At 63.4% G+C, this 22,144-nt stretch carries 20 protein-coding genes; 13 read left to right on the plus strand and 7 right to left on the minus strand.

The annotated features are described in order from the left end of the window. The first annotated feature begins 50 nt into the window (after positions 1-50). The 3 genes from VGG89_16275 to VGG89_16285 are packed head-to-tail and all read left to right on the plus strand — an operon-like array spanning position 51 to position 2,630. Positions 51-1,181, plus strand: coding sequence for an aromatic ring-hydroxylating dioxygenase subunit alpha (locus VGG89_16275; protein ID HEY1978109.1), 1,131 nt, complete (start codon positions 51-53; stop codon positions 1,179-1,181). Next, positions 1,174-2,337: an N-methyl-L-tryptophan oxidase gene (solA, locus tag VGG89_16280; protein HEY1978110.1), complete on the plus strand. Its 1,164-nt coding sequence runs from the start codon at positions 1,174-1,176 to the stop codon at positions 2,335-2,337. Before VGG89_16275 ends, solA begins: the two co-directional genes overlap by 8 nt. Then, on the plus strand, positions 2,337-2,630 hold the full coding sequence (locus tag VGG89_16285; protein ID HEY1978111.1) for a DUF6504 family protein: 294 nt from the start codon (positions 2,337-2,339) through the stop codon (positions 2,628-2,630). Before solA ends, VGG89_16285 begins: the two co-directional genes overlap by 1 nt. On the opposite strand, the gene VGG89_16290 is transcribed toward VGG89_16285, so the two are convergent. Continuing rightward, positions 2,609-3,235 (minus strand): GNAT family protein, encoded by a 627-nt coding sequence (locus VGG89_16290; protein HEY1978112.1) that lies wholly within the window; start codon positions 3,233-3,235, stop codon positions 2,609-2,611. The genes VGG89_16285 and VGG89_16290 overlap by 22 nt on opposite strands. A 212-nt stretch (positions 3,236-3,447) precedes the next feature. Between VGG89_16290 and VGG89_16295 the strand changes: the two genes are divergently transcribed. Then, the gene (locus VGG89_16295) at positions 3,448-3,633 is read left to right on the plus strand and encodes a hypothetical protein (GenBank protein ID HEY1978113.1); all 186 of its coding nucleotides are present in this window, start codon (positions 3,448-3,450) and stop codon (positions 3,631-3,633) included. A gap of 4 nt (positions 3,634-3,637) precedes the next feature. On the opposite strand, the gene VGG89_16300 is transcribed toward VGG89_16295, so the two are convergent. Next, positions 3,638-4,018 carry a CHAD domain-containing protein gene (locus tag VGG89_16300; GenBank protein ID HEY1978114.1) on the minus strand — a complete coding sequence of 127 codons (381 nt, stop codon included), beginning with the start codon at positions 4,016-4,018 and terminating at the stop codon, positions 3,638-3,640. Next, the gene (locus VGG89_16305) at positions 4,015-4,380 is read right to left on the minus strand and encodes a CHAD domain-containing protein (GenBank protein HEY1978115.1); all 366 of its coding nucleotides are present in this window, start codon (positions 4,378-4,380) and stop codon (positions 4,015-4,017) included. The genes VGG89_16300 and VGG89_16305 overlap by 4 nt, the downstream gene beginning before the upstream one ends. A gap of 43 nt (positions 4,381-4,423) precedes the next feature. Here VGG89_16305 and VGG89_16310 point away from each other — a divergent pair, with 43 nt between their 5' ends. From VGG89_16310 to VGG89_16325, 4 genes are read left to right on the plus strand one after another with little or no spacing between them, the layout of a single operon-like run. Next, positions 4,424-4,945, plus strand: coding sequence for a GerMN domain-containing protein (locus VGG89_16310; protein HEY1978116.1), 522 nt, complete (start codon positions 4,424-4,426; stop codon positions 4,943-4,945). Then, a complete protein-coding gene (locus tag VGG89_16315; GenBank protein ID HEY1978117.1) occupies positions 4,908-6,848 on the plus strand; it encodes an N-acetylmuramoyl-L-alanine amidase in 1,941 nt (646 codons plus the stop codon). The genes VGG89_16310 and VGG89_16315 overlap by 38 nt, the downstream gene beginning before the upstream one ends. A 17-nt stretch (positions 6,849-6,865) precedes the next feature. Then, positions 6,866-7,705 (plus strand): glutamate racemase, encoded by an 840-nt coding sequence (gene murI / locus VGG89_16320; protein HEY1978118.1) that lies wholly within the window; start codon positions 6,866-6,868, stop codon positions 7,703-7,705. 9 nt (positions 7,706-7,714) lie between these two features. Continuing rightward, positions 7,715-10,690 (plus strand): diguanylate cyclase, encoded by a 2,976-nt coding sequence (locus VGG89_16325; protein ID HEY1978119.1) that lies wholly within the window; start codon positions 7,715-7,717, stop codon positions 10,688-10,690. Here VGG89_16325 and VGG89_16330 read toward each other — a convergent pair. The 3 genes from VGG89_16330 to VGG89_16340 are packed head-to-tail and all read right to left on the minus strand — an operon-like array spanning position 10,652 to position 15,347. Then, entirely contained in the window at positions 10,652-12,046 is a 1,395-nt protein-coding gene (locus VGG89_16330; protein ID HEY1978120.1) for a serine hydrolase domain-containing protein, read from the minus strand. The two genes, VGG89_16325 and VGG89_16330, sit on opposite strands and share 39 nt — an antisense overlap. A 23-nt stretch (positions 12,047-12,069) precedes the next feature. Beyond that, entirely contained in the window at positions 12,070-14,709 is a 2,640-nt protein-coding gene (locus VGG89_16335; GenBank protein ID HEY1978121.1) for a DctP family TRAP transporter solute-binding subunit, read from the minus strand. After that, positions 14,706-15,347 carry a phosphatase PAP2 family protein gene (locus VGG89_16340; protein ID HEY1978122.1) on the minus strand — a complete coding sequence of 214 codons (642 nt, stop codon included), beginning with the start codon at positions 15,345-15,347 and terminating at the stop codon, positions 14,706-14,708. Before VGG89_16340 ends, VGG89_16335 begins: the two co-directional genes overlap by 4 nt. 148 nt (positions 15,348-15,495) lie before the next feature. Between VGG89_16340 and secG the strand changes: the two genes are divergently transcribed. The 3 genes from secG to VGG89_16355 are packed head-to-tail and all read left to right on the plus strand — an operon-like array spanning position 15,496 to position 17,966. Further along, a complete protein-coding gene (gene secG, locus VGG89_16345; GenBank protein ID HEY1978123.1) occupies positions 15,496-15,885 on the plus strand; it encodes a preprotein translocase subunit SecG in 390 nt (129 codons plus the stop codon). Between the two features lie 9 nt (positions 15,886-15,894). Next, positions 15,895-16,908 (plus strand): ABC transporter ATP-binding protein, encoded by a 1,014-nt coding sequence (locus VGG89_16350; GenBank protein ID HEY1978124.1) that lies wholly within the window; start codon positions 15,895-15,897, stop codon positions 16,906-16,908. Beyond that, entirely contained in the window at positions 16,905-17,966 is a 1,062-nt protein-coding gene (locus VGG89_16355; GenBank protein HEY1978125.1) for a dipeptide ABC transporter ATP-binding protein, read from the plus strand. The genes VGG89_16350 and VGG89_16355 overlap by 4 nt, the downstream gene beginning before the upstream one ends. Before the next feature lie 49 nt (positions 17,967-18,015). Here the strand turns inward: VGG89_16355 and VGG89_16360 are convergent, their stop codons facing one another. Further along, complete coding sequence (locus VGG89_16360; GenBank protein HEY1978126.1) at positions 18,016-18,399, minus strand: hypothetical protein; 384 nt, start codon at positions 18,397-18,399, stop codon at positions 18,016-18,018. 194 nt (positions 18,400-18,593) lie between these two features. On the opposite strand from VGG89_16360, the gene topA reads away from it, so the two are divergent. Together topA and trmFO are read left to right on the plus strand one after the other, a co-directional pair. After that, positions 18,594-20,768, plus strand: coding sequence for a type I DNA topoisomerase (topA, locus tag VGG89_16365; GenBank protein HEY1978127.1), 2,175 nt, complete (start codon positions 18,594-18,596; stop codon positions 20,766-20,768). Between the two features lie 4 nt (positions 20,769-20,772). Further along, positions 20,773-22,113 carry a methylenetetrahydrofolate--tRNA-(uracil(54)-C(5))-methyltransferase (FADH(2)-oxidizing) TrmFO gene (gene trmFO, locus VGG89_16370; GenBank protein HEY1978128.1) on the plus strand — a complete coding sequence of 447 codons (1,341 nt, stop codon included), beginning with the start codon at positions 20,773-20,775 and terminating at the stop codon, positions 22,111-22,113. The last annotated feature ends 31 nt before the right edge of the window (positions 22,114-22,144 follow it).

The following is a 22,144-nucleotide window of genomic DNA, read 5'->3' on the forward strand; positions in this document are numbered from 1 at the left end:
TTTGGCGTTTACTTGAAAAGACCGCCGAAGCCTTCGGGAGTAGCCAGCTCTTGGCCGAACGACCTCTGGACGTCTCCCTGCCCCGCGCCGCTTACTGGGACGACGCTTTCTTCGAGCGCGAGCGGCGGGCAATCTTCTGGGATCAGTGGTTCTACGCGGGGCGTGCCGATCGGCTCTCCGAGCCCGGAGCTTTCGAGGTGCTCGACCTTGCCGGCGAGAGCATCATCGTCATCCGCGACCGCGACGGCCGGCTCTACGGTCACATCAATCTTTGCCGCCACCGCGGCAGCCGTCTGCTGTGCGGCGAGGGGGTGCAGCGCGGCGCAATCCGCTGCCCGTACCATGGCTGGTCTTACGCCCTCGACGGAACGCTCGTCGCGACACCGTTCGTCGAAGACGGCGACGTCCCAATCGAAGCGCGCAAGCTGCATCCCGTTGCGGTCGACACGTGGGGCGGATTCCTGTTTATCAATTGTCATCCTGAGCCCTTCGACTCCGCTTCGCTACGCTCAGGACAGGCGAAGTCGAAGAGCGGGCATCTCTTAGATCAGCTCGGCGCAGTCCCCGAACGTCTCGCGCGCTATCCGCTCGCCGATCTCGTCACCGTCAAATCGATCGTTTACGAGGTCGATGCGAACTGGAAGGTTCTGCTCGAGAACTATAACGAGTGTTACCACTGCGCGGGCGTCCATCCCGAGCTGTGCCGCGTCGTGCCCGCGTTCAAACGTCAGGGCGGCGCCGAGCTCGACTGGGAGCGGGGCATTGCGCATCGCGAAGGCGCTTGGACGTTTACGTTCAGCGGAACGACCGCGCGCGAGCCGTTCCCCGGTCTCGACGACGACGAGCGCGTGCGCCACAAGGGCGAGCTCATCTATCCCAACTTCATGCTGAGCCTCTCGGCCGAGCACGTCGCGGCGTTTTCGCTCTGGCCCAAGAGCCCGTCGAAAACCGTCGTGCAATGCGATTTTCTGTTTCATCCAACGGAGATCGCCAAGCCGGGTTTCGACCCCAGCGATGCGATCGATTTCTGGGATTTGGTCAACCGTCAAGATTGGTGGATCTGCGCTTGCGTGCAGTCGGGCATGAGCTCGCAGCGATTCGAATACGGTTACTACGCGCCGATGGAAGATTATAGTTTGGATATTCGCCGGTACGTTCGTGAGCGGCTCGGCGATGGCTGAGTACGACGTCATCGTTTTGGGTCTGGGCGGCATCGGCAGCGGTGCGGCGTATTGGTTGGCTAAGCGCGGCGTACGCGTGCTGGGCATCGAGCAGTTCGAGCTCGGGCACGCGCGCGGCGAATCGCACGATCACTCGCGTATCATCCGTCTGTCGTACGTTACCGCACCGTACGTGCGTCTTGCAAAAGAAGCCTATGCGGCATGGGAATCGGTCGAACGCGACGCCGGCGAGCAGCTCGTCTTCAAAACCGGCGGCTTGGATATCGGTCCGGAGAACGGCGCAATTCCGCTGCAGGGCTATGCCGACGCGATGGGTGCGTGCGGCGTCCCCTTCGAATGGCTCGATGCGGCGGAGATTCGCAAGCGCTGGCCGGCGTTCACGATCGGCGAAGACGTTCGCGGTCTCTTTCAGCCCGAGAGCGGAATCGTCGCGGCCGAGCGCGCGACGGCCGCTCATCAGCGTGCGGCGCGCGCGTACGGCGCGACCTTGCTCGACCGTACGCCCGTTACCGCCATACGCACCCGCGGCGGCGAAATCGAGGTCGAAGCCGGCGGTGAACGGTATCGTTCCGGCGCGCTGGCAATCGCGGCAGGTCCGTGGAGCGCGCGTGCGCTCGCGCAGTTCGACGTGCGCCCCCCGCTCGAGGTCACCAAAGAGCAAGCGATGTACTTTCGCGCGCGCAACGTGGAGCGATTTGCGTTCGGGCGCTTTCCGGTGTGGATTTGGATGGACGATCCGTCGTTCTACGGCTTTCCCGTATTCGGCGAAAACGGAGCGGTGAAGGTCACGCAAGACGCCGGCGGCGAGCCGGTCGATGCCGATAGGCGCACGTTCGAGGAAGATCCCGAGATCACGCGCCGCGTGACTGGATTCTTAGAACGGAATCTCCCGGATGCGAACGGTCCGCTGCATCTGGTTAAGACGTGCCTCTACACGTTGACGCCCGATCGCGACTTCGTCATCGATACGCTGCCCGAGCACCCCAACGTCTGCGTCGCCATCGGTGCGGGGCACGCGTTTAAGTTCGCGTCGGTCATCGGCCGCATCTTGAGCGATCTGGCAATCGACGGAATCACCAGCAGCGGCATCGCCGATTTCACCATCGATCGACCCATCCTCCAAATGGACGCCCCACCCAAATCGTATATGGTCTAGTGCGTCGCTTTGTCAGCGCACCGCTAACGCCGATCGGTGATGGGTTCATCACCGCGGCCGACGCAAGCGCGCCGCCGGTTCCAAGCACGTTCGGCTGGAAAGAAGGCGAGCTCCACATCGCGTCGGTGCTGCGCTCGTGGCGTTCGACGAAGGACGATCGCGGCGATACGTATCTCAAACGTCATTGGTTCGAACTGCAAACCGCCGAAGGTTCGCGAATCGAAGCCTATTATGACCGCGAAGCGCGCAAAGGCTCCTCGCACTGGTGGCTTTACACCATCGACGAAAGCTGACGCTTTATCTCCGGCCACTCGCTTGCGAGGATCGAGAAGCGGGCCGAGTTGCGCGGCGTCACGTCGGTTGCAATACGATAGGCGCGCGAGATGCCCTCGAACTTCGCGCCGATGCGTGCTAGAGCGTTACGCGAACGCTCGTTGCGTTCGTCGGTATGAAAGACGATGCGCCACAGGTTCCACGTTTCGAATGCGTAGGTCAGCATGAGCAGCTTCGCTTCGGTGTTGGCTGCGGTTCGGATCGCGTCGGGACCGAGCCACGTAAATCCGATCTCGCACGCGTCGAACGGCCGTCCCGCGTTCTCGTAGCCTGCCGGCCACGGCCAGCGCTCGAAGTCGAAGAAGCGCGTGCTGCCGATCGTTTTCCCGTCGCTCAATCGCACGGTTGCAAACGGAAACGCGTTGCCTTCGTCGCGCCATCGAAGGGCCGTCTCGATGTACGTGCGCACCGCGTCCGCTCCGACGGGAACGAAGCTCCACCGGTAGAGATCCGGATCGGCGCCGGCGCCGGCCTGCGCCAGGCCCTCGGCGTGCCGGTAATCCAGCGGCTCCAGCCGCACGTGTTTTCCCGTAAGAACGATATCGCTTCGCTCCATAACTCCCATGTTTGTTTCTTAGCACTTAGGGGCAATGGGGACAAAGGCAGCCTAGCGCTCGGCTAAAATCGGGCAGCCATCCCTTGCTCGAATACTCTACGCCCGTACCGCGTTTGGGGAGGATCGGATGAATCGTTGGATTGCTCGCCTTCTCGCACTCATGAAGTCAAAGTAATCTTGCCACCGCGCGCCAGGCGAAGATTTTCGCCAGGCTCTGTAAAGTGATTCGACTTACGGCATTCGGCGGCGCTTTTGCCTTCGCAATCGCTAATCCGGAAGCCGGCGGCGAGGGGTTAGCCGAGCAAGCGCGCGCCGAACAAGAGTTGGAAGAAGACGAAGAAAAAATACGAGACCTTGCCAACAAGCCGATTGAGGACGATACCGCAGCGGAATGCGCGTCCTTATAGCAAGTTACGGCGGGAGGGACGCCCAAATGTCGGCGGCACGCCGCACGAGTTCCTCGCGCTGCTCCTGCAGCGCACGCTCCGTCTCCGGCATCGTCGGTGGAAGAATGGCGAGCAGCACGTCGCGGTCGTGGGCCTCGCCAAGCGCGTCTTGAATCGCCGCTAGGCTCGCAGCCGGCGCTTCGAACTCCGGAACGCGTTTGCTAAATCGCTCCATCGCGTAGCGTAACCGTTTACATGCGATGCGAAAGTCGTGCAGCTCGTGCATTTGATTCGAAGCAAAGGCGGCCGAAAGCGCCTCGGTCTCCGCCCGACGCGTTCGCACGATGGCGTCGATAACGTCGCGCGCGCGGCGCGCGTCGTCGAGAGGAACGCGTCGCGGCTTCACGCGAATTCGATCCTGCGCAGCAGCCTGCGCGCTTCGCTCGTCGCGGTGCGTTCGCGCTCGCGCAGTTGCTCGAGAAGGGGTTCGGCCGTTAGGCGTTCGGTTTCATCGACGGCGTTGTCGAGCAGTGCCAGTAGAATCGCGGCGTCGCGCGCCGCGTCGGTCAACGCGGCCGCGCGCTTGAGCCGGCGCAGCAGTTTTGGGCGGGGTTCCAGTTCCGCCACGGCTTCCAGGAACGAGCGCAGCCGGCGTGCTCGGGTACGCAGCTCGTGGAGGCGTTCTTCATCGGGCTCGTCGATAAACCGCCGCCGCGCGCGCTCCAAACGGCGCCGCTCGCCGTCGATGGTCTTGCCGACCCACTTCATAACTGCATGGATACGCGCACGGATCAGAGAATACCGGTAGAACGTGAGGGGATCGCGCTTACCTCTGCTCGTCCTGGTGCTGGCGATCGTCGCCGCCGGCACGTGGTACTACCTCTCTCACCGACCCCCGGCCGCCGGGGGAAGCCTGACGGTCTACTACACGAAACTCGATGGAACGACGCTCGCTACGCAGAGCGTCTCTTTACGTCCGCAGCAGCCGGGTGAGAGCGCGGCGGAACACCGGCACAACACCGCACTATACGCTGCCGTCGAAGCGGTTGCCGGCCCACCGAGCGAGGTGCAAGCGATACGCTTTCCGCCGGGAACTCGCGTCCTGGGCGCGACCGTTAACGGATCGACGGCAACGGTCGATCTTTCTAAGGAAGTAGAGCAGCAGCCGGGTGGGGCGTTTGCTGAGAACGGCGAGTTCAAGGCACTCGTTTACACCCTGACCGGACTGTCCGGCGTCGACGCCGTGCAAGTCAAAGTCGAAGGGCAGAAGCTAGCAACGCTTCCGGGGGGCCACGTTGAGCTTGATACGCCACTGCATCGTTCCGACTTTTAGTCTCGTTTTCGCTTTCGCGCTTGCAACGGCTGCCGTCGCGGGAACGAACGCGCCTATTACGGCGCAGTATCAGCAACAAACCATTCGGTTCACGCACGTCGAATCGGGAAGTCTCGGTTTGGCGATCGGCAGTCAGGATCCCGGACTGCAAGCGCTGCTGCGCGCGACGGGCGCGGTCCTGACATGGAAGCCCGGCGAGCGATACGTCATGATCACGACGTCGGTTCCGGTGGTGGTGAGTTTTTCAGTCGGCGATCGCCGCTACGAAGTCGGCCCGATCAGCTTGCAAGCCGGTTTCGCCCCCTACCAGGAAGGCTCCGAAGTCTATCTGCCGCTCGACGAAGTCCTTCGCTCGCTCGATCTCGCGTTGCGCCAAGACGGCGCCGTCGCGTTCCTGCAACCGCAGCTCGCGACGCTCGACGTTTCCACGCAGGGCGGTCGCACGACCGTCGTCGCGCACGGCGGTGCGCCGCTGCGTCCCCGGGTGACCAACGAAACGCCGTCTTCGATCACGTACGAGTTCGACGGCGTCGGCACCACCTTGAGCGGAACGCGTGCCGTCAACGCCGGCGGCATTCGCGCGATGCAGATCGCACAAGCGGGTACCATCCGCGATCCCAAGACGCTCGTCACCGTGCAGCTGCTGCCCGGAGCGGCACACGAGGCACCGCGCAGTAATGACGACCGCGACGTCGTCTTGGCGTTTAGCGGCGCCGGACCGTCCGCGCCGCAAGCTGTCGCTCAACAACAAGCTCCCACGCAGCCGGTGGAACCGGCGACCGCGCCGCAAATGCCGGCGCAGCAACCGTCGTCGGAGCCGACCGCGACGCCTTCGACGGGGCCCGCGATGGTCACCGGCGTTTCCGTGCAGCAATCGCCCGACGGTTACGTCGTCTCGATCGCGGTCACCGGTAATGCGTCGTTCGAATGGCATCGCTTACGCGATCCCGACAACCGCTTTTGGGTCGACATCACCGGCGCGCAGCTCGCCGGGCCTCCGATCGATCAAGACGAACCCGATCCGCTCGCATCGCTGCGCGTACGACAGAACGATCCGCAAACGGTGCGCGTCGCGATCTCCCTGATCGGACCCAAATCGTTGACGATCTCGCCTTCGGCCACCGGACTGACGCTGACGGTCGGTCGTCAAGACACCTCCGAGGTCGCGCGCATGGGCACCGGCAGCATCGGATCGGTGATCGCGTCGGACGAACAGCAAGATCTCGTGACGCCCGCACCCATTAGCGAGAACGGCGGCGACAACGGCACCGAGGATTCGAATTGGAAGTTCGGACCGCGCGACAACGGATACGTTCCGACCAATCCTCGTCTGATCGTGATCGATCCGGGGCACGGCGGCAGCGACATCGGATCGGCGCACGGCGGGTTGCGCGAGGCCGACATCGCGCTCGACATGGCGAAGCGGCTGCGCGACTTACTGGTGTCGCAAGGATGGCAGGTGAAGCTTACCCGTGAGACCGACGTCGACGTGTACGGACCCGACGCGTCGGCGCACGACGAGCTGCAAGCGCGCGATGACGTGGCCAACATCGCTGGCGCCCGAATGTTCGTCAGCATTCACGCGAACGCGTTTATCAACTCCGGCCCGTACGGCACGACGTGCTACATCTCGAAGCAGCGGGATTGGGCGCTCGCACGTGACGTTTCGCGCCATCTTTCCGACGACGGGACCAAGAACGACGGAATCATCAAGAGCCATCTGTACGTAACGCTGCACGCGCGCATGCCCGCCGTGCTCGTCGAGACGGCCTTCCTTACCAATCCGCACGACTACTCACTGCTCGCTTCTCCGTCGTGGCACCAAAAGGTCGCACAAGAGATCGCCGACGGCATTGCCGAATACGCGCAGGCAAATCCCGTCCCCAATCAGCCGGCACAATAGGACCCTACACTCAAGCGATGATCGGACTCTTCGACTCGGGCCTCGGCGGCCTGACGGTCGTGCGCCGCGTGCACGAGCGCCTTCCGCAGGCGGATTTGCTCTTTTTTGCCGATCAGGCGCACGTTCCGTACGGTGACCGCGCGCCGGACGATCTGCATCGGCTGCTGTCGGCGAATCTGGCATGGCTCGACGCGCAAGGCGCCGCCGCAATCGTGATTGGCTGTAACACGTCGTGCGCAATTGCCGAGCGCTACGGCTGGCCCTCGACGCGCGCGCACGTGCTCGACCTCATCGACTCGGCCGCTACGGCCATCCAGCGCGCCGGCTACCGGCGTTTGGGCGTCGTCGCGACCGCCGCGACGGTCAAGGCGGGGTCGTACGGCCGCACCTTGCGCTCGGCGATCGCCGGCGCCGAAGTTTGGGAAGTCGCCGCCCCCGCGCTCGTACCGCTGGTGGAAGCCGGTGAAATGGGAACGCAGCGCGCGGACGACGCCGTTGCCGCGGTCTGCGCCGAGTTGCCTCGCGATCTCGATGCGGTCATCTACGGCTGCACGCATTATCCGCTTTTGGAAGAACATTTCCGGCGCGCACTTGGCGCCGGCGTCGCGCTGGTCGATCCCGCGGTCATGCAGGCGGAGCGTGCCGCACATCTCATCGAAGGCCGACCGCCCGAATCGGGCCGCCTGCGTTACGTTACCAGCGGCGATCTTTCGCGTTTTCGCTCCAACGTCGCCCGTATTATGGGAGACGGCAGCCCTGACGTCGGCACGTGTCATCCCGAGCCCTTCGACTCCGCTTCGCTACGCTCAGAACAGGCCGAAGCCGAAGGGCAGGCGTATCGCACCTTATCATCGTGAATTTATGACGTGATCGCTTTCGTACTCGCCGCAACGCTGTGGTCGAATCTCGCGAGCCCCGTTTTCGTGCGCGTCGACGTGCGTGATTTACCGCCCACCGTCGAAGCCGTCGCGCAAGACGAGATCGGGTTCATGTGGATCGCGACGCAAGGCGGATTAGCGCGTTACGACGGCTACCGCTTTCGCGTGTTCGCGCCGAATCCAAGCGATCCCAAAGCGTTGCCCGACGGATATTTGCTAACGCTGCTGGCCGACGGCCCCGGACTTTGGATCGGAACCGAATCGAGCGGATTGGTGCGGTTCGACGAAGCGTCGGAGACCTTCCGCACGTGGCGCTCGGTAACGGCGGGGACTGCGGGTCCGCGCAGCGCTACGGTGCTCGCGCTGGCAAAGGGCCGTAACGGCATGCTTTGGGTCGGCGGTGACGGAGGCGTGGACCGTTTCGATCCGCGTACGGGAACGTTTTCGCACGTCGCGTTCTCGGGGCTTAGGCCGCAGCCGCGCGTTCGCGGAATCGCCATCGACCGCGACGGCGTGGTGTGGGCAGCGACCAGCGAAGGGTTGTTCTTCGGTAACGCGCGCGGCTTTGCGCGATTTCCAATCGGCGCCGCGCCGCCGGCATTTTCTGCGGCGTACATCGATGCGGCGGGTACGTTATGGCTCGGATCGCACAACGCGGTCTATCTCGTCGACGCGTCGCGACGTCACGTCGAGCGTATCGACGCCGCCTCCGGCGATGCCGCGCTTACACCCGGTTGGCAGCGGTCGTTCATCGAGGTGAAGCCCGGCGAAATGTGGATCGGCTCGGACTCCGGCATCTCGATCGTCGATTCCGCAACGCGCGCGATCCGGCGCATCGCGGCAGACCGCGATTCGAGCGGCGGTCTCACCGAAGGACAGACCGTCGGCTTTTTGCGCGACCGTTCCGGCCTGATTTGGATCGCAAACGCCGCCGGCGATTTGTTGTGGCACAATCCCAATACGACCGGTATCTACGAGCTTTCGAAAAACCGTCCGGGCATCAGTCTGGGCGATCAAGACGTGATTTCCTTGGCAGCCTTCGGCGGAAAGTTATGGCAGGGCGGTTTTAAGGGAGCGATTATGTCGCTCGATCCCAAGTCGGGGACGATCGCACGCTACCAACTGCCGAATCAGCCGATCGTTCTCCGGCTGCGCCCCGCAAGCGACGGTACGCTTTGGATCGGAACGCTGCAAGGTTTGTGTGCCCTTCGCGCGCACGCGACCGCCGCAACCTGTCCGGCGGGACCGAAGATCGCGGCGAACGCCCGCATTACGGCGATCGCGTCGTCGCCGCGCCATCTCTGGCTCGGCACGGAAGCCGGAATAGTAGAAGAAGACACCGCAAGCAAAGCGGTTCGCGTGTTTCGTCACTCGGCGTCGCTCGATACGTTATCGAACGACCGCGTGACGTCGCTGCACTTCGATCGGCGCGGCCGGCTATGGGCCGGCACGGCCAACGGTCTCGACCGCATCGATCCGCTGACGGGACGCGTCGTTCGCTATACGTTCGATCCGCACGATCCCGATTCGGTCGGTCCCGGTACGATCGAAACGATTCTCGAGGATCGCCGGGGCCGCATCTGGGCCGGAGCGGTCGGCGGTCCGCTCAACGTCCTGCAAGAACGGCAGAACGGAACGGTCACCGTGAAGCATCTCGGTCGCGCCGACGGTTTGCCCAACGAGAACGTCGACGGTCTGGCGCAGAGTCCGTCCGGCCGGATTTGGGCCAGCACGGATCAACGGATGGCCGCGATCGACCCGCGAACGCTGCGCGCTCGAACGTTCGGGTTGGCCGACGGCACCTCGGATTACGGCTACTGGGGCGGCGGTTTCGCGCAATCGGAAGACGGAACGATGTTCTTTGCCGGCGGCGACGGCGTGACGGTGATCGCGCCGCGCGCGGCTTCTCCGTGGAACTACGTGCCGCCGGTCGTCCTGACCGCATTGAAGGCCGGCGGTCGCGATTTGGGTTCGTACGCGGCCAACGCCGGCACGACGATCGATCTGGCGGCGCAACATCACGACTTCACCGCGGAGTTCGCCGCGCTCGATTATTCCGGACCGCAAGATCTGCATTACGGCTATCGTCTCGATGGGTACGATCGCGATTGGATCGCTGCCGATTCGGAGCACCGTTCGGCAACCTATACGAACTTGCCGCCGGGCAGCTACACGCTCGAGGTTCGCGGGACGAACCGGCTGGGCGTGTGGAGCGGGGGTTCGCTTTTGCTGCACGTGCGCGCCATCGCGGCTTGGTACGAATCGTGGTGGTTTCGCCTCCTCGTTGCGCTGCTCGTTCTCGGCACGATGCTCTTGGCGCTAAAGCGTCGAACTTCCGTACTGGAGCGGCGCCAGCGCGAACTCGAGGCGACCGTTCGCGATCGAACCGCCGAACTGTCGCAAGCCAACCGTGCGCTCGAGGAAATGAGCCTCACCGATCCGTTGACGGGATTGCGCAACCGCCGCTTCCTCGCACAAAACATCGAGAGCGAGATCGCGCTCGCGCGGCGCCAGCCCAACGACCTCGTCTTTTTCGTCATCGACGTCGATCATTTCAAGCAGGTCAACGACGAGCACGGTCATCGCGCCGGCGACGAGGTCCTCGTGCAGGTCCGCGAGCGCTTGGAAGAAGTGTTTCGCGAAAGCGACTTCCTGGTGCGCTGGGGCGGAGAAGAGTTCTTGGCCGTTACGCGCGGCATGCGCCGCGAGGATGCGGGCGAAATGGCGCAGCGCGTTCTGCGCGCCATTGAGGACCGTGCGTTTACGCTCGGAGACGGCACGCAGTTACGGAAAACCGTCTCGATCGGCGTTGCCGCCTATCCGCTCGATCCGGGCAAACCGGAGGCGTCTACGTGGTGGCAGGTCATCGAGTGTGCCGACGCGGCGCTCTACGAAGCAAAAGAGGCGGGTCGCAACGCGTGGCGCCTAAGCTCGGTACTCTTTGTCGGGCTCCGCGAAGAGTGAATCGATGTGACCTTTTGCGTTGATGACGAGGTCGAGCAAAACCGAGCGTGAGGCCTTAAGAAGGCGAAACTGATAGATCCTCAGCGTCGGGTCGTCCTCGTCGATCGTACGGTCGACCAGCGTTACGTCGCCGCCCGGCCACAACGCCGTGAGGTGGCGACGGTCGAGCGCCGATCGGAGCGAAGCCATGACGCGTGGATCGGGGCCTGCAATGGCGGTAAGCTTTTGCGGAAGAAGGGCAGCGTCGACCAGTCCGGCGATGACGTGCGCCGCATAATCCGGACGCGCGTGGCCCGCGTCCAAGTTGGTCAAGACGACGACGGTGAGTGAATCGCCGGTGTATCGCGCGATCTGACACGTAAACCCTTGCCAAGCTCCGCCGTGCTCGACAATTCGATGACCGTTTTGCGTGTGGATCCGCCATGCAAAACCGTATTGAGCCGGGTTAGGCCTTCCGTCGTTGAGCCGATAGACCGTCCAGATCCGGTCCAGGCTGGATTGTTTGAGCAACCGGGTCGTGTACAGCGCCGCGTCCCATTTTGCCAAGTCGAGCACGTTGAAGTAGAGCGCCCCGTCGGCCGTGGAGTTGAAAGTGGGCGAGACCCAGTCCTGATTTTTAAGGGTTTCGTTTTGCCATTGGTAACCGGCGGCGCGATTAGGGATGACGTCCGCTTCGCTAATGAGGCGGGTCGAAGTCATGCCCAGCGGCTTGAAGATGTGTTTGGCGAGATAATCCGCGTAGAACAGGCCGGTCACGCGATGGATCAGGATTCCCAGCAACACGTAGTTCGTATTTCGATACGCCCATCGGGCGCCCGGAGCGTTCTCAATCGGCAGCGCTTCAATTTTTTGCAGCAACTGGTTTTCGGTAAAATCCAGGCGTAAGTAGAATGGTCCGTTCGGGCCGGTGCGCGCGTCGGTTTCGTATTCGGCCAGACCGGAGGTGTGCGAGAGAAGGTTTTCGATCTTGATCGCGGCCCAAGACGCGGGAGCGCCGGGGAAATACTTCGCGATGCCGTCGCCGAGCGAAATGCGTCCTTGCTCGACGAGCATCATGATCGCCGCCGAGACGAACTGCTTACCTACCGAGCCCGATTGAAAGATCGTCTGCGGTTTGACCGGCACGGCGAGCTCTACGTTAGCGAGGCCATAGCCCTTCGCGAGAAGCATCGTTCCTCGGCTGTAAATTCCGACGGCCGCTCCGGGAACGTGCGTGCGGACCATTTCTTGCGTCATAAAAGCATCGACGGCTGCCGTCTGCGCGCCGGTCAGCGCCGGTCTGGGAGCCGCGGGTGCCGCGACACCGAGGCAGGCGGCGAGAAATATCCCGCAGGATAGGATTTCACCGGACTTCATACTGTGTTTGCCAGTACTTTAGCTTAAGCGAATAACGCTTTTCGCTGATGCTCGAGCTCGACGGCGACGCCCATCGCGCGCGTGCTCTCCGTCGCGTAGGCATCGACGAGTTCGGCCATCTGCGAATAGTCGCCCGACATGGCGTGCGAACGCTGCGATTCGGCTTGCGCCGCTTCGAACGCGTCGCCGAGCGTGCGCGACGCGGAAAACGCAAACGTTTCGATGCGGCCGAACGCTTCTTGCGCAGCGCGCGCTTGGCGCGAGCTGTGCTCGGCTTTCGAGACGCCGGACTCGATCGCGACGGCAGCCTGTTTTCCGCGCTGTTCGAGATCGGTGAGAACCATGCGAATCTCTTTGGTCGAAGCCTTGGTCTTTTCGGCGAGATTGCGGACCTCGCCAGCAACGACGTTGAAGCCTTTACCGTAGTCGCCGGCGCGCGCGGCTTCGATCGCGGCGTTGAGCGCGAGCAGGTTCGTCTTGTCGGAGACCGTGCGCACCAGCGCGATGATCTCGACGATCTGCTTCATCGAACCGGCGAACTGATCGAGCGCCTTGCGGCTCTGCACGGCCATCGACGAAAGCGTCTCGATCGTCGAGATGAGCTGGTCGACCGTACCGCGCATCGTCTCTACCTGCGGCGCCACCGCCGTGAAGCGTCCGCTCAGCGTGGAAAACTCGCTAGATAGCGTCCGATTCGAATCGCTCAACCGTAGAGCGTGCTGGGCGAGGCCGCGCAGCCCCGCGATTTGCGTGCGGGCTTGCGCCGAAATGTTCTCGCCGGTACTGCGCACGGCGCGAACCGATTCGTCGATCGACGTCACGATGTCGTCGATCGTGAAGCTTTGATGCGAGTGCGAAGTCATCGCCGTTTTCGGATGCCAGGCCGATAGATTGCGCGAGACCAGCAAACGGAAGACGTCGGCTCCAAAGAGCGGCTCCATGCGTTCCCAGACAAAACGCGCCGCGTGGACGAACTCGTCGTGTTCTTCGGGCGCCAGGTCGTGAATCTGCAGGTACTTGCGCAGCTCCGCAATTGCGTGCAGCTCGTCCTCGGCGGCGATGCGCCGGTGGACTGCGGTCGCCTCGGCAAACGCGGCCTCTAAGATCTCGCGATCCTCGCTGCTCAGCGCGTGAATTCGCTCGACGTTAGCCAGGACGATTTGCGTGTTGTAGGCGTGCGCGGTGAGCGAGAGATGGCTCTGCACCTCGTGCAAACGGGCGCCGAGAATGTTCGGCAAGGGGTTTTCCTGCGCGTCGACTTCGTGATTGGCCAGCGCCGCACGGAGCTGCGTGAAGGGAATGACCTTCGGCGACGCGCCGAGTGCGTGCATCAACGCCAGGTAGACGACGGAGTCTTGAATGCGAACGCGCATGCGCTTGACGTCGTGCGGGCGCGCGATCGTCCGGAGCGAGTTGGTGAAGTGCCGCATCCCGTTTTCGAAGTACGCCATGCCCGTTAAGCCGAACGAACCGAACGATTGCAGCACGTGTTTGCCCAGCGGTCCGTCGAGAATCGCATGCGCCTCGCGCAGGTTGTCGAACGCAAACGGCATGTCAAAAAGCTGCGCGAGCGGCAGCAGAGCGCCCGCCACGAACGTGGTGACGCTGATCATGTCCAGCTCGCCCGAACGTACGCGCAGCAGCGCTTCGAACTCGGTTCCGCCGGTAAACGGAATCTCGAGCTCGAGCTGGAGTCGCCCGGCGGAAAGCTCCGCCACGCGTTTGGCGACGTGCTGCCACGCGCGCGACGGAGGATATCCCGGCGGCAGCAAAGTCGCCACTTTCAACGACGTGCGCTCGGATTTGGCCACGGTTCGCGCGCGCGAAATGTAGGCGATCTCGGCGCCGTAATACGATAGACGCTGAGTCGCAAACGCCGATTCGAGCGCCTGACGCCCCTGATGGGCGGCGGTGCCGGCAAAACCGTCGGTTTCGCGGCGCATCTGCCCGGCCAAGGCGCTGTGCTCGCGCCCCGCGACCACGGCGCGGTCGATTGCCACGGAAAGATCCGCGGCGAGCTCGGCGATCTCACCGAGCGACGAGTGCGCCGCGTCCGCGAGCGGAGCGGATTCGGCCGAGCGCTGGGCGTTCGCGCGCACCGCGTGAATCGTCGCTTCGGCTTCGCGCTGCACGTCGCCGACGAGATGCTTGATCGTCGTGGTCGATTCGCTGGTCGTCTTCGCCAAGCGTCCGACCTCGCCGGCGACGACAGCGAAACCAAGCCCGTGCGTTCCCGCACGCGCGGCTTCGATCGCGGCGTTGAGCGCCAAGAGCTGCGTTTCGTCCGAAACCTCTTCGACGAAATCGGTCATGCGCCCGATCTCGCTCATCAGTCGACCGAAGTCGTCCATGGCGGCCGCGGTCGCCGCCGAAAGTTCGGCGAGCTGCTGAACCGACGTCAGCAGCGTGCCGACGACCTCGAACGAGTTGCCGAGGTCCTCGGCCGCGCTGCGCGCTTGCGTTTGCGCGGCCCCCAGTCGGTCGGCCGTCTCTTGCGATTGCTTGGCGAGGATTCCCGCGCTCTCGGAGAGCGCGACCATGAGCGTCGTTTGCTCCTGCGCCGTGGCGGCGATGCCTTCCGACGTGGTGCGCACGGCGTCGACCGCCGCCGAGATGCTGGCGTTGAACTTGTCGAAGCCTTCGTCTCGTCGCGTCTCGATCATAACGTCATCATCGTGCGCACGTGGAAGATGTAGAAGAAGAGCGTCGTCGATACGCCGCCCAGCACGGCCCCGGCGACCACCTGTGCCAGCGTGTGGGCCTTTAGGTAGACGCGCGCCCAGCAGACCATCGGAACCAGCACCAGAAACGGCAGCGTTTGCCGTCCGTAGAGCAGCGTGAGCGCGACCAGCGGCGCCGTGATTCCGAGGGCGTGCGTGCTGATCTTCCAGTAGCGCGTGATGTATCCAACCACGAGCGTCGCCGCAAAGTAGCCGAGCATGGTCGCGATCAACACGCGCGGCGCGTGCACGAGCCACAACACTCCGGCTCCGGTCAAATAGAAAGCGACGAAGGCGGTGAAGACGGTCTCGCGCTCCGCGCGCACCGACATGTCGAGATCCGAGATGCGGTCGGTCGCGTACAGCCAGAAGACGTAGAGCATCGGACCGATCGACGTGAAGAACGTCGAGACGAATAACAATCGCCAGAAGTCAACGGTATCGCGCGCCGTCGCGTGCGACAAAATGACGTACAACGCCAGCGCCGTCAAGAACGGGTTGAAGATCGTCGAAAGGATCTTTGCGAGATCGCGCCATACCCGCCGCTGTTTGAGAGGAACGACCGTTTGGTTGGGTTCCAACACGCCTGCTACTAGAGTCTTACTGCGCAGGACTCCTGCGTGTGGGGCAGGCAGGTCTGCCCCATCGGTCGTAAAGTTGGTGGTCGGATCGCACCCTCCGCCGATTTTTCGCCGGAGCGGCGTCTATTACAAAGGAGAGTCCACCGCGTTGTTATCGCTTTTACTCGCCGTAGCGACGGCCAAACCGGCTGCGCTCGCGACGGCGGGGGCCGTCAAGCCCGGCGCGTCGCCGGCCGCCGTACCGCCCGTTCCGCTGCAGGCGCCTACGCCGGCACCGGTCCAAACGCCGGTCGCGCAGCATTTCCCGTGGCTCACGCACGGCATTGCCGGCATCTTCATCATCTCGGCGATCGCGCTGGTGTTCTTACTCGCGATTCAGACGACCAAACAAGAGGGACTTACCGGATCGATCGGCGGTCGCGTCGAGTCCGCGTATCGCGGACGCCTCGGCGCCGAGGAGCAGCTCAAACGTCTGACCGGCTTCGTCGCCGCCGCGTTCGTCATTAGCGCCTTCATCCTGTCGCTGACCGGAATTTAAATCAGCCGCATGTCGCTGCTCGAGGTCAAGAACCTGCGGGTGACGTTCCGAACCGAAGACGGTCCGGTCACCGCCGTCAACGGACTGTCGTTCTCACTCGGCGCCGGCGAAACGCTCGGCATCGTCGGCGAGTCCGGCTCCGGAAAGTCGGTTACCGCGCTTTCGATCATGCGCTTGCTCGCACGGAACGCAGCCGTCACCGGAGATCGCATTGCGTTCGACGGCGAGAATCTGCCCGAGAAGAGCGAGACGGAGATGCGTCGGATCCGCGGTCACAAGATCGCGATGATCTTCCAGGATCCAATGACCTCACTCAATCCGGTGCTCACCATCGGCGAGCAGATCGCCGAAGCGGTGCGTCTCCACTTGGGTCTCAATAAGCACGAGGCGCGCGACCGCGCCATCGAGATGCTCGAGAAGGTTCGCATTCCGGCGCCCGCGGGGCGCCTCAACGACTATCCGCATCAGTTTTCCGGCGGTATGCGCCAGCGCGTCATGATCGCGATGGCGTTGTCGTGTAATCCGCAGCTGCTCATCGCCGACGAGCCGACGACGGCGCTCGACGTCACGATTCAAGCCCAAGTCCTCGAGCTCATGAACGAGCTCCAGCAGGAGACCGGCGCGGCGATCATTCTCATCACGCACGACCTCGGGGTCGTCGCCGAGGTCTGCAAGAACGTGCTCGTGATGTACGGCGGAAACATGGTCGAATACGGAACCGCCGAGCAGATCTTCGGCGATCCGGGCATGCCGTATACGCAAGGACTGTTAGCCTCGCTTCCGCGTTTGGACTCCACCGAGCACCGCCGTCTGGAGCCGATCAAAGGGCAGCCGCCCAACTTGCTCAACTTGCCGCCCGGATGCGCCTTCGCACCGCGCTGCGTCTATCGCATGGCGATCTGCGACGATCCGGTGCGCCTCTACGACCTCGGTAACGGACACGTTTCGCGCTGCTGGCTCTACGACGAACATGCCGAAGACCGTCCGCTCGACCTTCCCGCCGCGCGGGTGACCGAACTGTGAGTGCCGGCACAGCACCCGCCGTGGTGCCGAGCAAAATGCTCGTCGAAGCCGTCGAGCTCTATAAGTATTTTCCGATTTACGCCGGTTTGATGTCGCGCCACGTCGGCGACGTCAAGGCGGTCGACGGCGTGAGCTTCTCGATCGCCGCCGGCGAAACGCTCGGCTTGGTGGGAGAATCCGGATCGGGCAAAACCACGATCGGCCGGCTCTTGCTGCGACTGCTTCCGGCCACCAAAGGCGAGATTCACTTTGACGGCCAGGACGTCGTGGCGCTCAATCGCCGGGACGTGCGCAAGCTGCGCCGCGAGATGCAGATCATTTTCCAGGACCCGTTCGCGTCGCTCAATCCGCGCATGACGGTTGGCGAGATCGTGGGCGAGCCGTTACGCGTTCACCGGATCGTCGAAGGCAGCGGCGTGCACGATCGAGTGCTAGAGCTGCTGCGGCTCGTCGGCTTGCGGCCTTATCACGCCAATCGGTACCCGCACGAGTTTTCCGGCGGGCAGCGCCAACGCATCGGTATCGCTCGAGCGCTGGCCGTCGATCCGAAGTTCATCGTCTGCGACGAGCCCGTGTCCGCGCTCGACGTCTCCATTCAAGCGCAGGTCATCAACCTGCTCGAGGATCTGCAGGCCCAGTTCGGCTTGACGTACCTCTTCATCGCGCACGACCTTTCCGTCGTTCGCCATATCTCTACGCGCGTTGCCGTGATGTACGTCGGCAAGATCATCGAGCTGGCCGATCGCGACGCTCTCTATCATAACCCGCTGCATCCCTACACGCAGGCGCTGCTCTCGGCGATTCCGATCCCCGATCCGGTGCTCGAAAAGCGCCGCAAACGCATCGTGCTCACCGGCGACATTCCATCGCCGGTAAATCCCCCGTCGGGATGCCGGTTTCACACCCGGTGTCCGGTCGCGTTCGATCGCTGCGTGACGGAGATTCCGCCGTTCAACGAGTATGCGCCGGGGCACTTTGCCGCCTGTCACTGGGTGGAAGAACACGGCGGACAAGCTCCGAATCTTATCGCCGGCCCGGTGGTGCTGGAGAAGAAATAAATAATGGGCGGTCGCAACGACCGCCCATCGATTCTATGACGATGCCTTGTTAGGCTTTCTTCTTGCGTCCGCCCTTTTTCTTACGTCCGCCCTTCTTGCGCCCGCCCTTTTTGGCTGCGCCTTTCTTGCGTCCGCCCTTTTTCTTGCGACCGCCGGCAGCTTTTTTACGTCCGCCCTTTTTCTTGCGTCCGCCCTTTTTGGCTGCGCCTTTCTTGCGTCCGGCTTTCTTGCGTCCGGCTTTCTTGCGTCCGGCCTTCTTACGTCCAGCGGCCTTCTTACGTCCGCCGGCAGCCTTCTTGCGACCGCCCTTGCGCGCTGTCTTCTTACGTCCGCCCGCAGCGGCTTTCTTACGGCCACCGGCTTTGCGGCGCTTGCGGCGAGGCTTCTTTTCTTCGGCCATCATCCCGCCGTTCATCATGGTATCGGAGTCCATTCATTCCTCCTCGTCCCCCGGGGGACGATTAGCGTTTTTTGGACAGCGCCCCAAATGGCGCTTTGAGCGCATCATAAAGGATTTTTCCTATTAGTGCAAATTCGCGCGCACGCGCGCATACGTACGCGCGCGGTATACAGAGTATAAGGGGATGAATTTGCCCGCCACTTGACCGCGGCTGTATACTAGGCCCCGTGAAAAAGCCCCTGATCATCGTGGAGTCGCCGACCAAGGCGCGGACGATCAAGAAGTTTCTTCCCGCGCGTTATGCGGTGAAGGCCTCCGTCGGGCATATACGCGATTTGCCCAAGAGCACGCTGGGCGTCGACGTGGAGCACGATTTCGCGCCGAAATATCTAACGATCAAGGGTAAAGGCGACGTTATCAAAGAGCTCAAGAGCGCCGTCAAAACCGCGAGCGAGGTCTATCTGGCGACCGACCCCGATCGCGAAGGCGAAGCGATCGCTTGGCACTTGGCGGAGCTGCTGAAGCTGCCCGAGCCCAAACGCATCGAACTGCACGAGATCACCAAAGAAGCCGCGCTCGCGGCGCTCAAGGACGCCCACCAAATCGATATGAACCGCGTGAACGCTCAGCAGGCGCGGCGCATTCTCGACCGTCTCGTTGGCTACAAGATCTCGCCGTTGCTCTGGGCGAAAGTGCGCGGCGGTCTCTCGGCCGGGCGCGTGCAGTCCGTGGCCGTGCGCCTCATCGTCGATCGCGAGCGCGAAATCTCCGCGTTCGTCCCAAGGGAATATTGGACCATCGCCGCGCTGCTCGCCGGCGAACGCGAACCCGAGACGGTCTTTCCAGCCGAGTTGATCGCGCGCGGCGGGAAGAAGTTGGAGATCGCCGGCAAAGCGGAAGCCGATGCGATTCTGCGCGACCTCGCCGGAGCGACGTACCGCATCGCTTCCATCAAGAAACGCGAGGTTCGCCGCAACGCCCCGGCGCCGTTTACCACTTCGACCATGCAGCAAGAGGCGTCGCGCAAGCTGCGCATCCGGGTTCGGCGGTCGATGCAGATCGCGCAGGCGCTGTACGAAGGCGTCGATTTGGGCGGCAGCGAGGGGACCGTCGGTCTCATCACGTACATGCGCACCGACTCGACGCGCATCTCCGACCAGGCGCGCGACGCCGCTCGCGCGTTTATCGTCGACACGTACGGCGAAGCGTACGCCGAGGGCCGCGTTCACAAGGTTCGTGAGGGCGCGCAGGACGCGCACGAAGCGATTCGCCCGACGTCGGTTTCGCGCACGCCCCAACGGATGGCCGCCGTCCTCAAACGCGACGAGCTGCGGCTGTATACGATGATTTGGGAGCGTTTCGTCGCTTCGCAAATGTCGCCGGCGGTGCTCGATCAGACCACCGTCGACGTGCAGGCCGCCGACTACACGTTCCGGGCGACCGGCACGATCATGCGGTTCCCGGGCTTTACCAAAGTGTATGAGGAAGGCAAAGACGAGGATCCCAACGCGGCGCAGGGCGCCGGCAGCGGCGCGAGCGCCGACACCCGGGTGAAATCAAAAGTTCGTCTTCCCGAGCTCAGCGAAAAAGAGACGCTCGACTGCCGGAAGCTCGATCCCAAGCAGCACTTCACCGAGCCGCCGCCGCGCTACACCGAAGCGACCTTGGTCAAGGCGCTCGAAGAAAACGGTATCGGCCGTCCGTCGACCTACTCCACGATCGTCGACACGATTCAGGCTCGAGGGTACGTGACGCAGACGGAGCGGCGTTTCATGCCGACCGAGATCGGGGTCGCGGTCAACGATTTGCTCGTCGAGCACTTCCCCAAGATCGTCAATCTCGATTTCACTGCGACGATGGAAGGCGACCTCGACAAAGTCGCGGTCGGCAACGAAGACTGGGTGGGACTGCTGCGCAAGTTCTATGGCCCGTTCGAAAGCGAGCTCCAAACCGCCGAACAGAAGCTGCCGCGCCTGGAGCTGCGCGACGAGCCGACCGACGAGATCTGTCACGTCTGCGGCCGTCCGATGGTGATCAAAACCGGGCGTTTCGGCAAGTTTATCTCGTGCAGCGGTTATCCGGAATGTAAGACCACCAAACCGATCGTCAAAGATACCGGCGCGAAGTGTCCCAAGGACGGCGGCGCGATCGTCGAACGCCGCTCGAAAAAGGGCCGCACGTTCTACGGCTGCGCCAACTATCCGAAGTGCGACTTCGTGTCGTGGGACCGGGTCGTCGCCGAACCGTGCCCGGTGTGCGCTTCGTACGTCGTTAGCAAGGCTCGCCGGGGCGGTACCGTTCAATACGAGTGCGCCGCGAACAAGGAGCACGACGTTTCGGCCGTCGCCCGCGCTCACGGCGTCGAAGAAGCCTCAGCCGAACCCGAGCTGGTATCTCCGTAAACGCATGCGCCTCACCGTAATCGGGGGCGGGCTCGCGGGATGCGAGGCGGCTTGGCAAGCGGCGAAGTGCGGAGCCGAGGTCGATCTCTACGAAATGCGGCCGAACCGGAGCGGACCCGCGCACAAGACCGGCGCCTTGGCCGAGCTCGTTTGCAGCAACTCGCTGCGCGGCGCCGCGCTGGAAAACGCCGTCGGTTTGCTCAAAGAAGAGTTGGCCCGGCTCGATTCGATTATTATCACGTCGGCGCGCGAAGCGGCCGTTCCGGCCGGCGGCGCGCTCGCGGTCGATCGCGAACGTTTTGCGTCCGCCGTCGACTCACGCATCGCGTCGGAGCCGCGCATAGCGCTGCATCGCGAAGAAGTCACCTTGATTCCCGCCGATCGTCCCGTCGTCGTGGCCTGCGGTCCGCTTCCGAGCGACGCGCTGCTCGCAAGCATCGACGCGCTCGTTGGGAACGCCCGCCTTCATTATTACGATGCGGCATCGCCCATCGTCGCGGCCGACTCGATCGACGAAATGCCGATGTACCGGAAATCGCGGTACGACAAGGGCGATGGCGACGACTACCTCAACATTCCGCTCGATCGCGACCAGTATCTCGAGCTGATTCACGATTTGCGCACGCTCGAGCGGCATCAGCCCAAGGATTTTGAGCTGGATGCCGGCGGCGTGAAATACTTCGAGGGTTGCCTGCCGATCGAAGAGATGGCCGACCGCGCCGACGACGTCTTGCGCTTCGGACCGCTCAAGCCGGTGGGCTTGCGCGATCCGCGCACCGGCAAAGCCCCGTACGCCGTCGTGCAGCTGCGTAAAGAGAACGTCGCGGCGACCGCTTATAATCTCGTCGGTTTTCAAACGCGGCTGTCGTGGCCGGCGCAAAAGACCGCGTTCGCGAAGCTTCCCGGATTGCACGACGCCGAGTGGCTGCGCTTGGGCGTGATGCATCGCAACACGTTCTTAGATTCGCCGCGCCTGCTCGACGCGCGCTTGCGATTGCGCGATCGGGGCGAGCTCTACTTCGCCGGCCAGATTACCGGCGCCGAAGGCTATGTCGAAGCCGCCGCATGCGGTGCGATGTGCGGGATCCATGCGGCGCGCGCGATCCTGGATTTGCCGCCGGTCGACTTTCCCCGCGCCAGCGCGTTGGGCGCCGTGGTCGCGCACCTGCAGAACGCGCAGACGCACGACTTTCAACCTGCAAACGTCACCTGGGCGCCCTTCCCGCCGCTCGAACGCAGCGTCAGGGACAAAAAAGAGCGCCGGCGCCTAATGGCCCAACGCGCTCTGGTCGAGATCGACACCTTTGCCGCCGGTCTGCGGCTCGAGGCGGCCCCCGTTTCCTGAAACCCCGGACCCGCGCCCCGGGTACTGACGC

The organism is Candidatus Baltobacteraceae bacterium (assembly GCA_036488875.1).
Taxonomy (GTDB): Bacteria; Vulcanimicrobiota; Vulcanimicrobiia; order Vulcanimicrobiales; family Vulcanimicrobiaceae; genus JAFAHZ01.

What these genes read in the sequence shown, in the direction of transcription:
- VGG89_16290 (HEY1978112.1), bottom strand. Translation starts at nt 3,235, where the DNA reads ATGGGAGTTATGGAGCGAAGCGATATCGTTCTTACGGGAAAACACGTG.
- VGG89_16360 (HEY1978126.1), bottom strand. Translation starts at nt 18,399, where the DNA reads ATGGACTCCGATACCATGATGAACGGCGGGATGATGGCCGAAGAAAAG.
- murI (HEY1978118.1), top strand. Translation starts at nt 6,866, where the DNA reads ATGATCGGACTCTTCGACTCGGGCCTCGGCGGCCTGACGGTCGTGCGC.
- VGG89_16335 (HEY1978121.1), bottom strand. Translation starts at nt 14,709, where the DNA reads ATGATCGAGACGCGACGAGACGAAGGCTTCGACAAGTTCAACGCCAGC.
- trmFO (HEY1978128.1), top strand. Translation starts at nt 20,773, where the DNA reads ATGCGCCTCACCGTAATCGGGGGCGGGCTCGCGGGATGCGAGGCGGCT.
- VGG89_16305 (HEY1978115.1), bottom strand. Translation starts at nt 4,380, where the DNA reads ATGAAGTGGGTCGGCAAGACCATCGACGGCGAGCGGCGCCGTTTGGAG.
- VGG89_16350 (HEY1978124.1), top strand. Translation starts at nt 15,895, where the DNA reads ATGTCGCTGCTCGAGGTCAAGAACCTGCGGGTGACGTTCCGAACCGAA.
- solA (HEY1978110.1), top strand. Translation starts at nt 1,174, where the DNA reads ATGGCTGAGTACGACGTCATCGTTTTGGGTCTGGGCGGCATCGGCAGC.
- VGG89_16330 (HEY1978120.1), bottom strand. Translation starts at nt 12,046, where the DNA reads ATGAAGTCCGGTGAAATCCTATCCTGCGGGATATTTCTCGCCGCCTGC.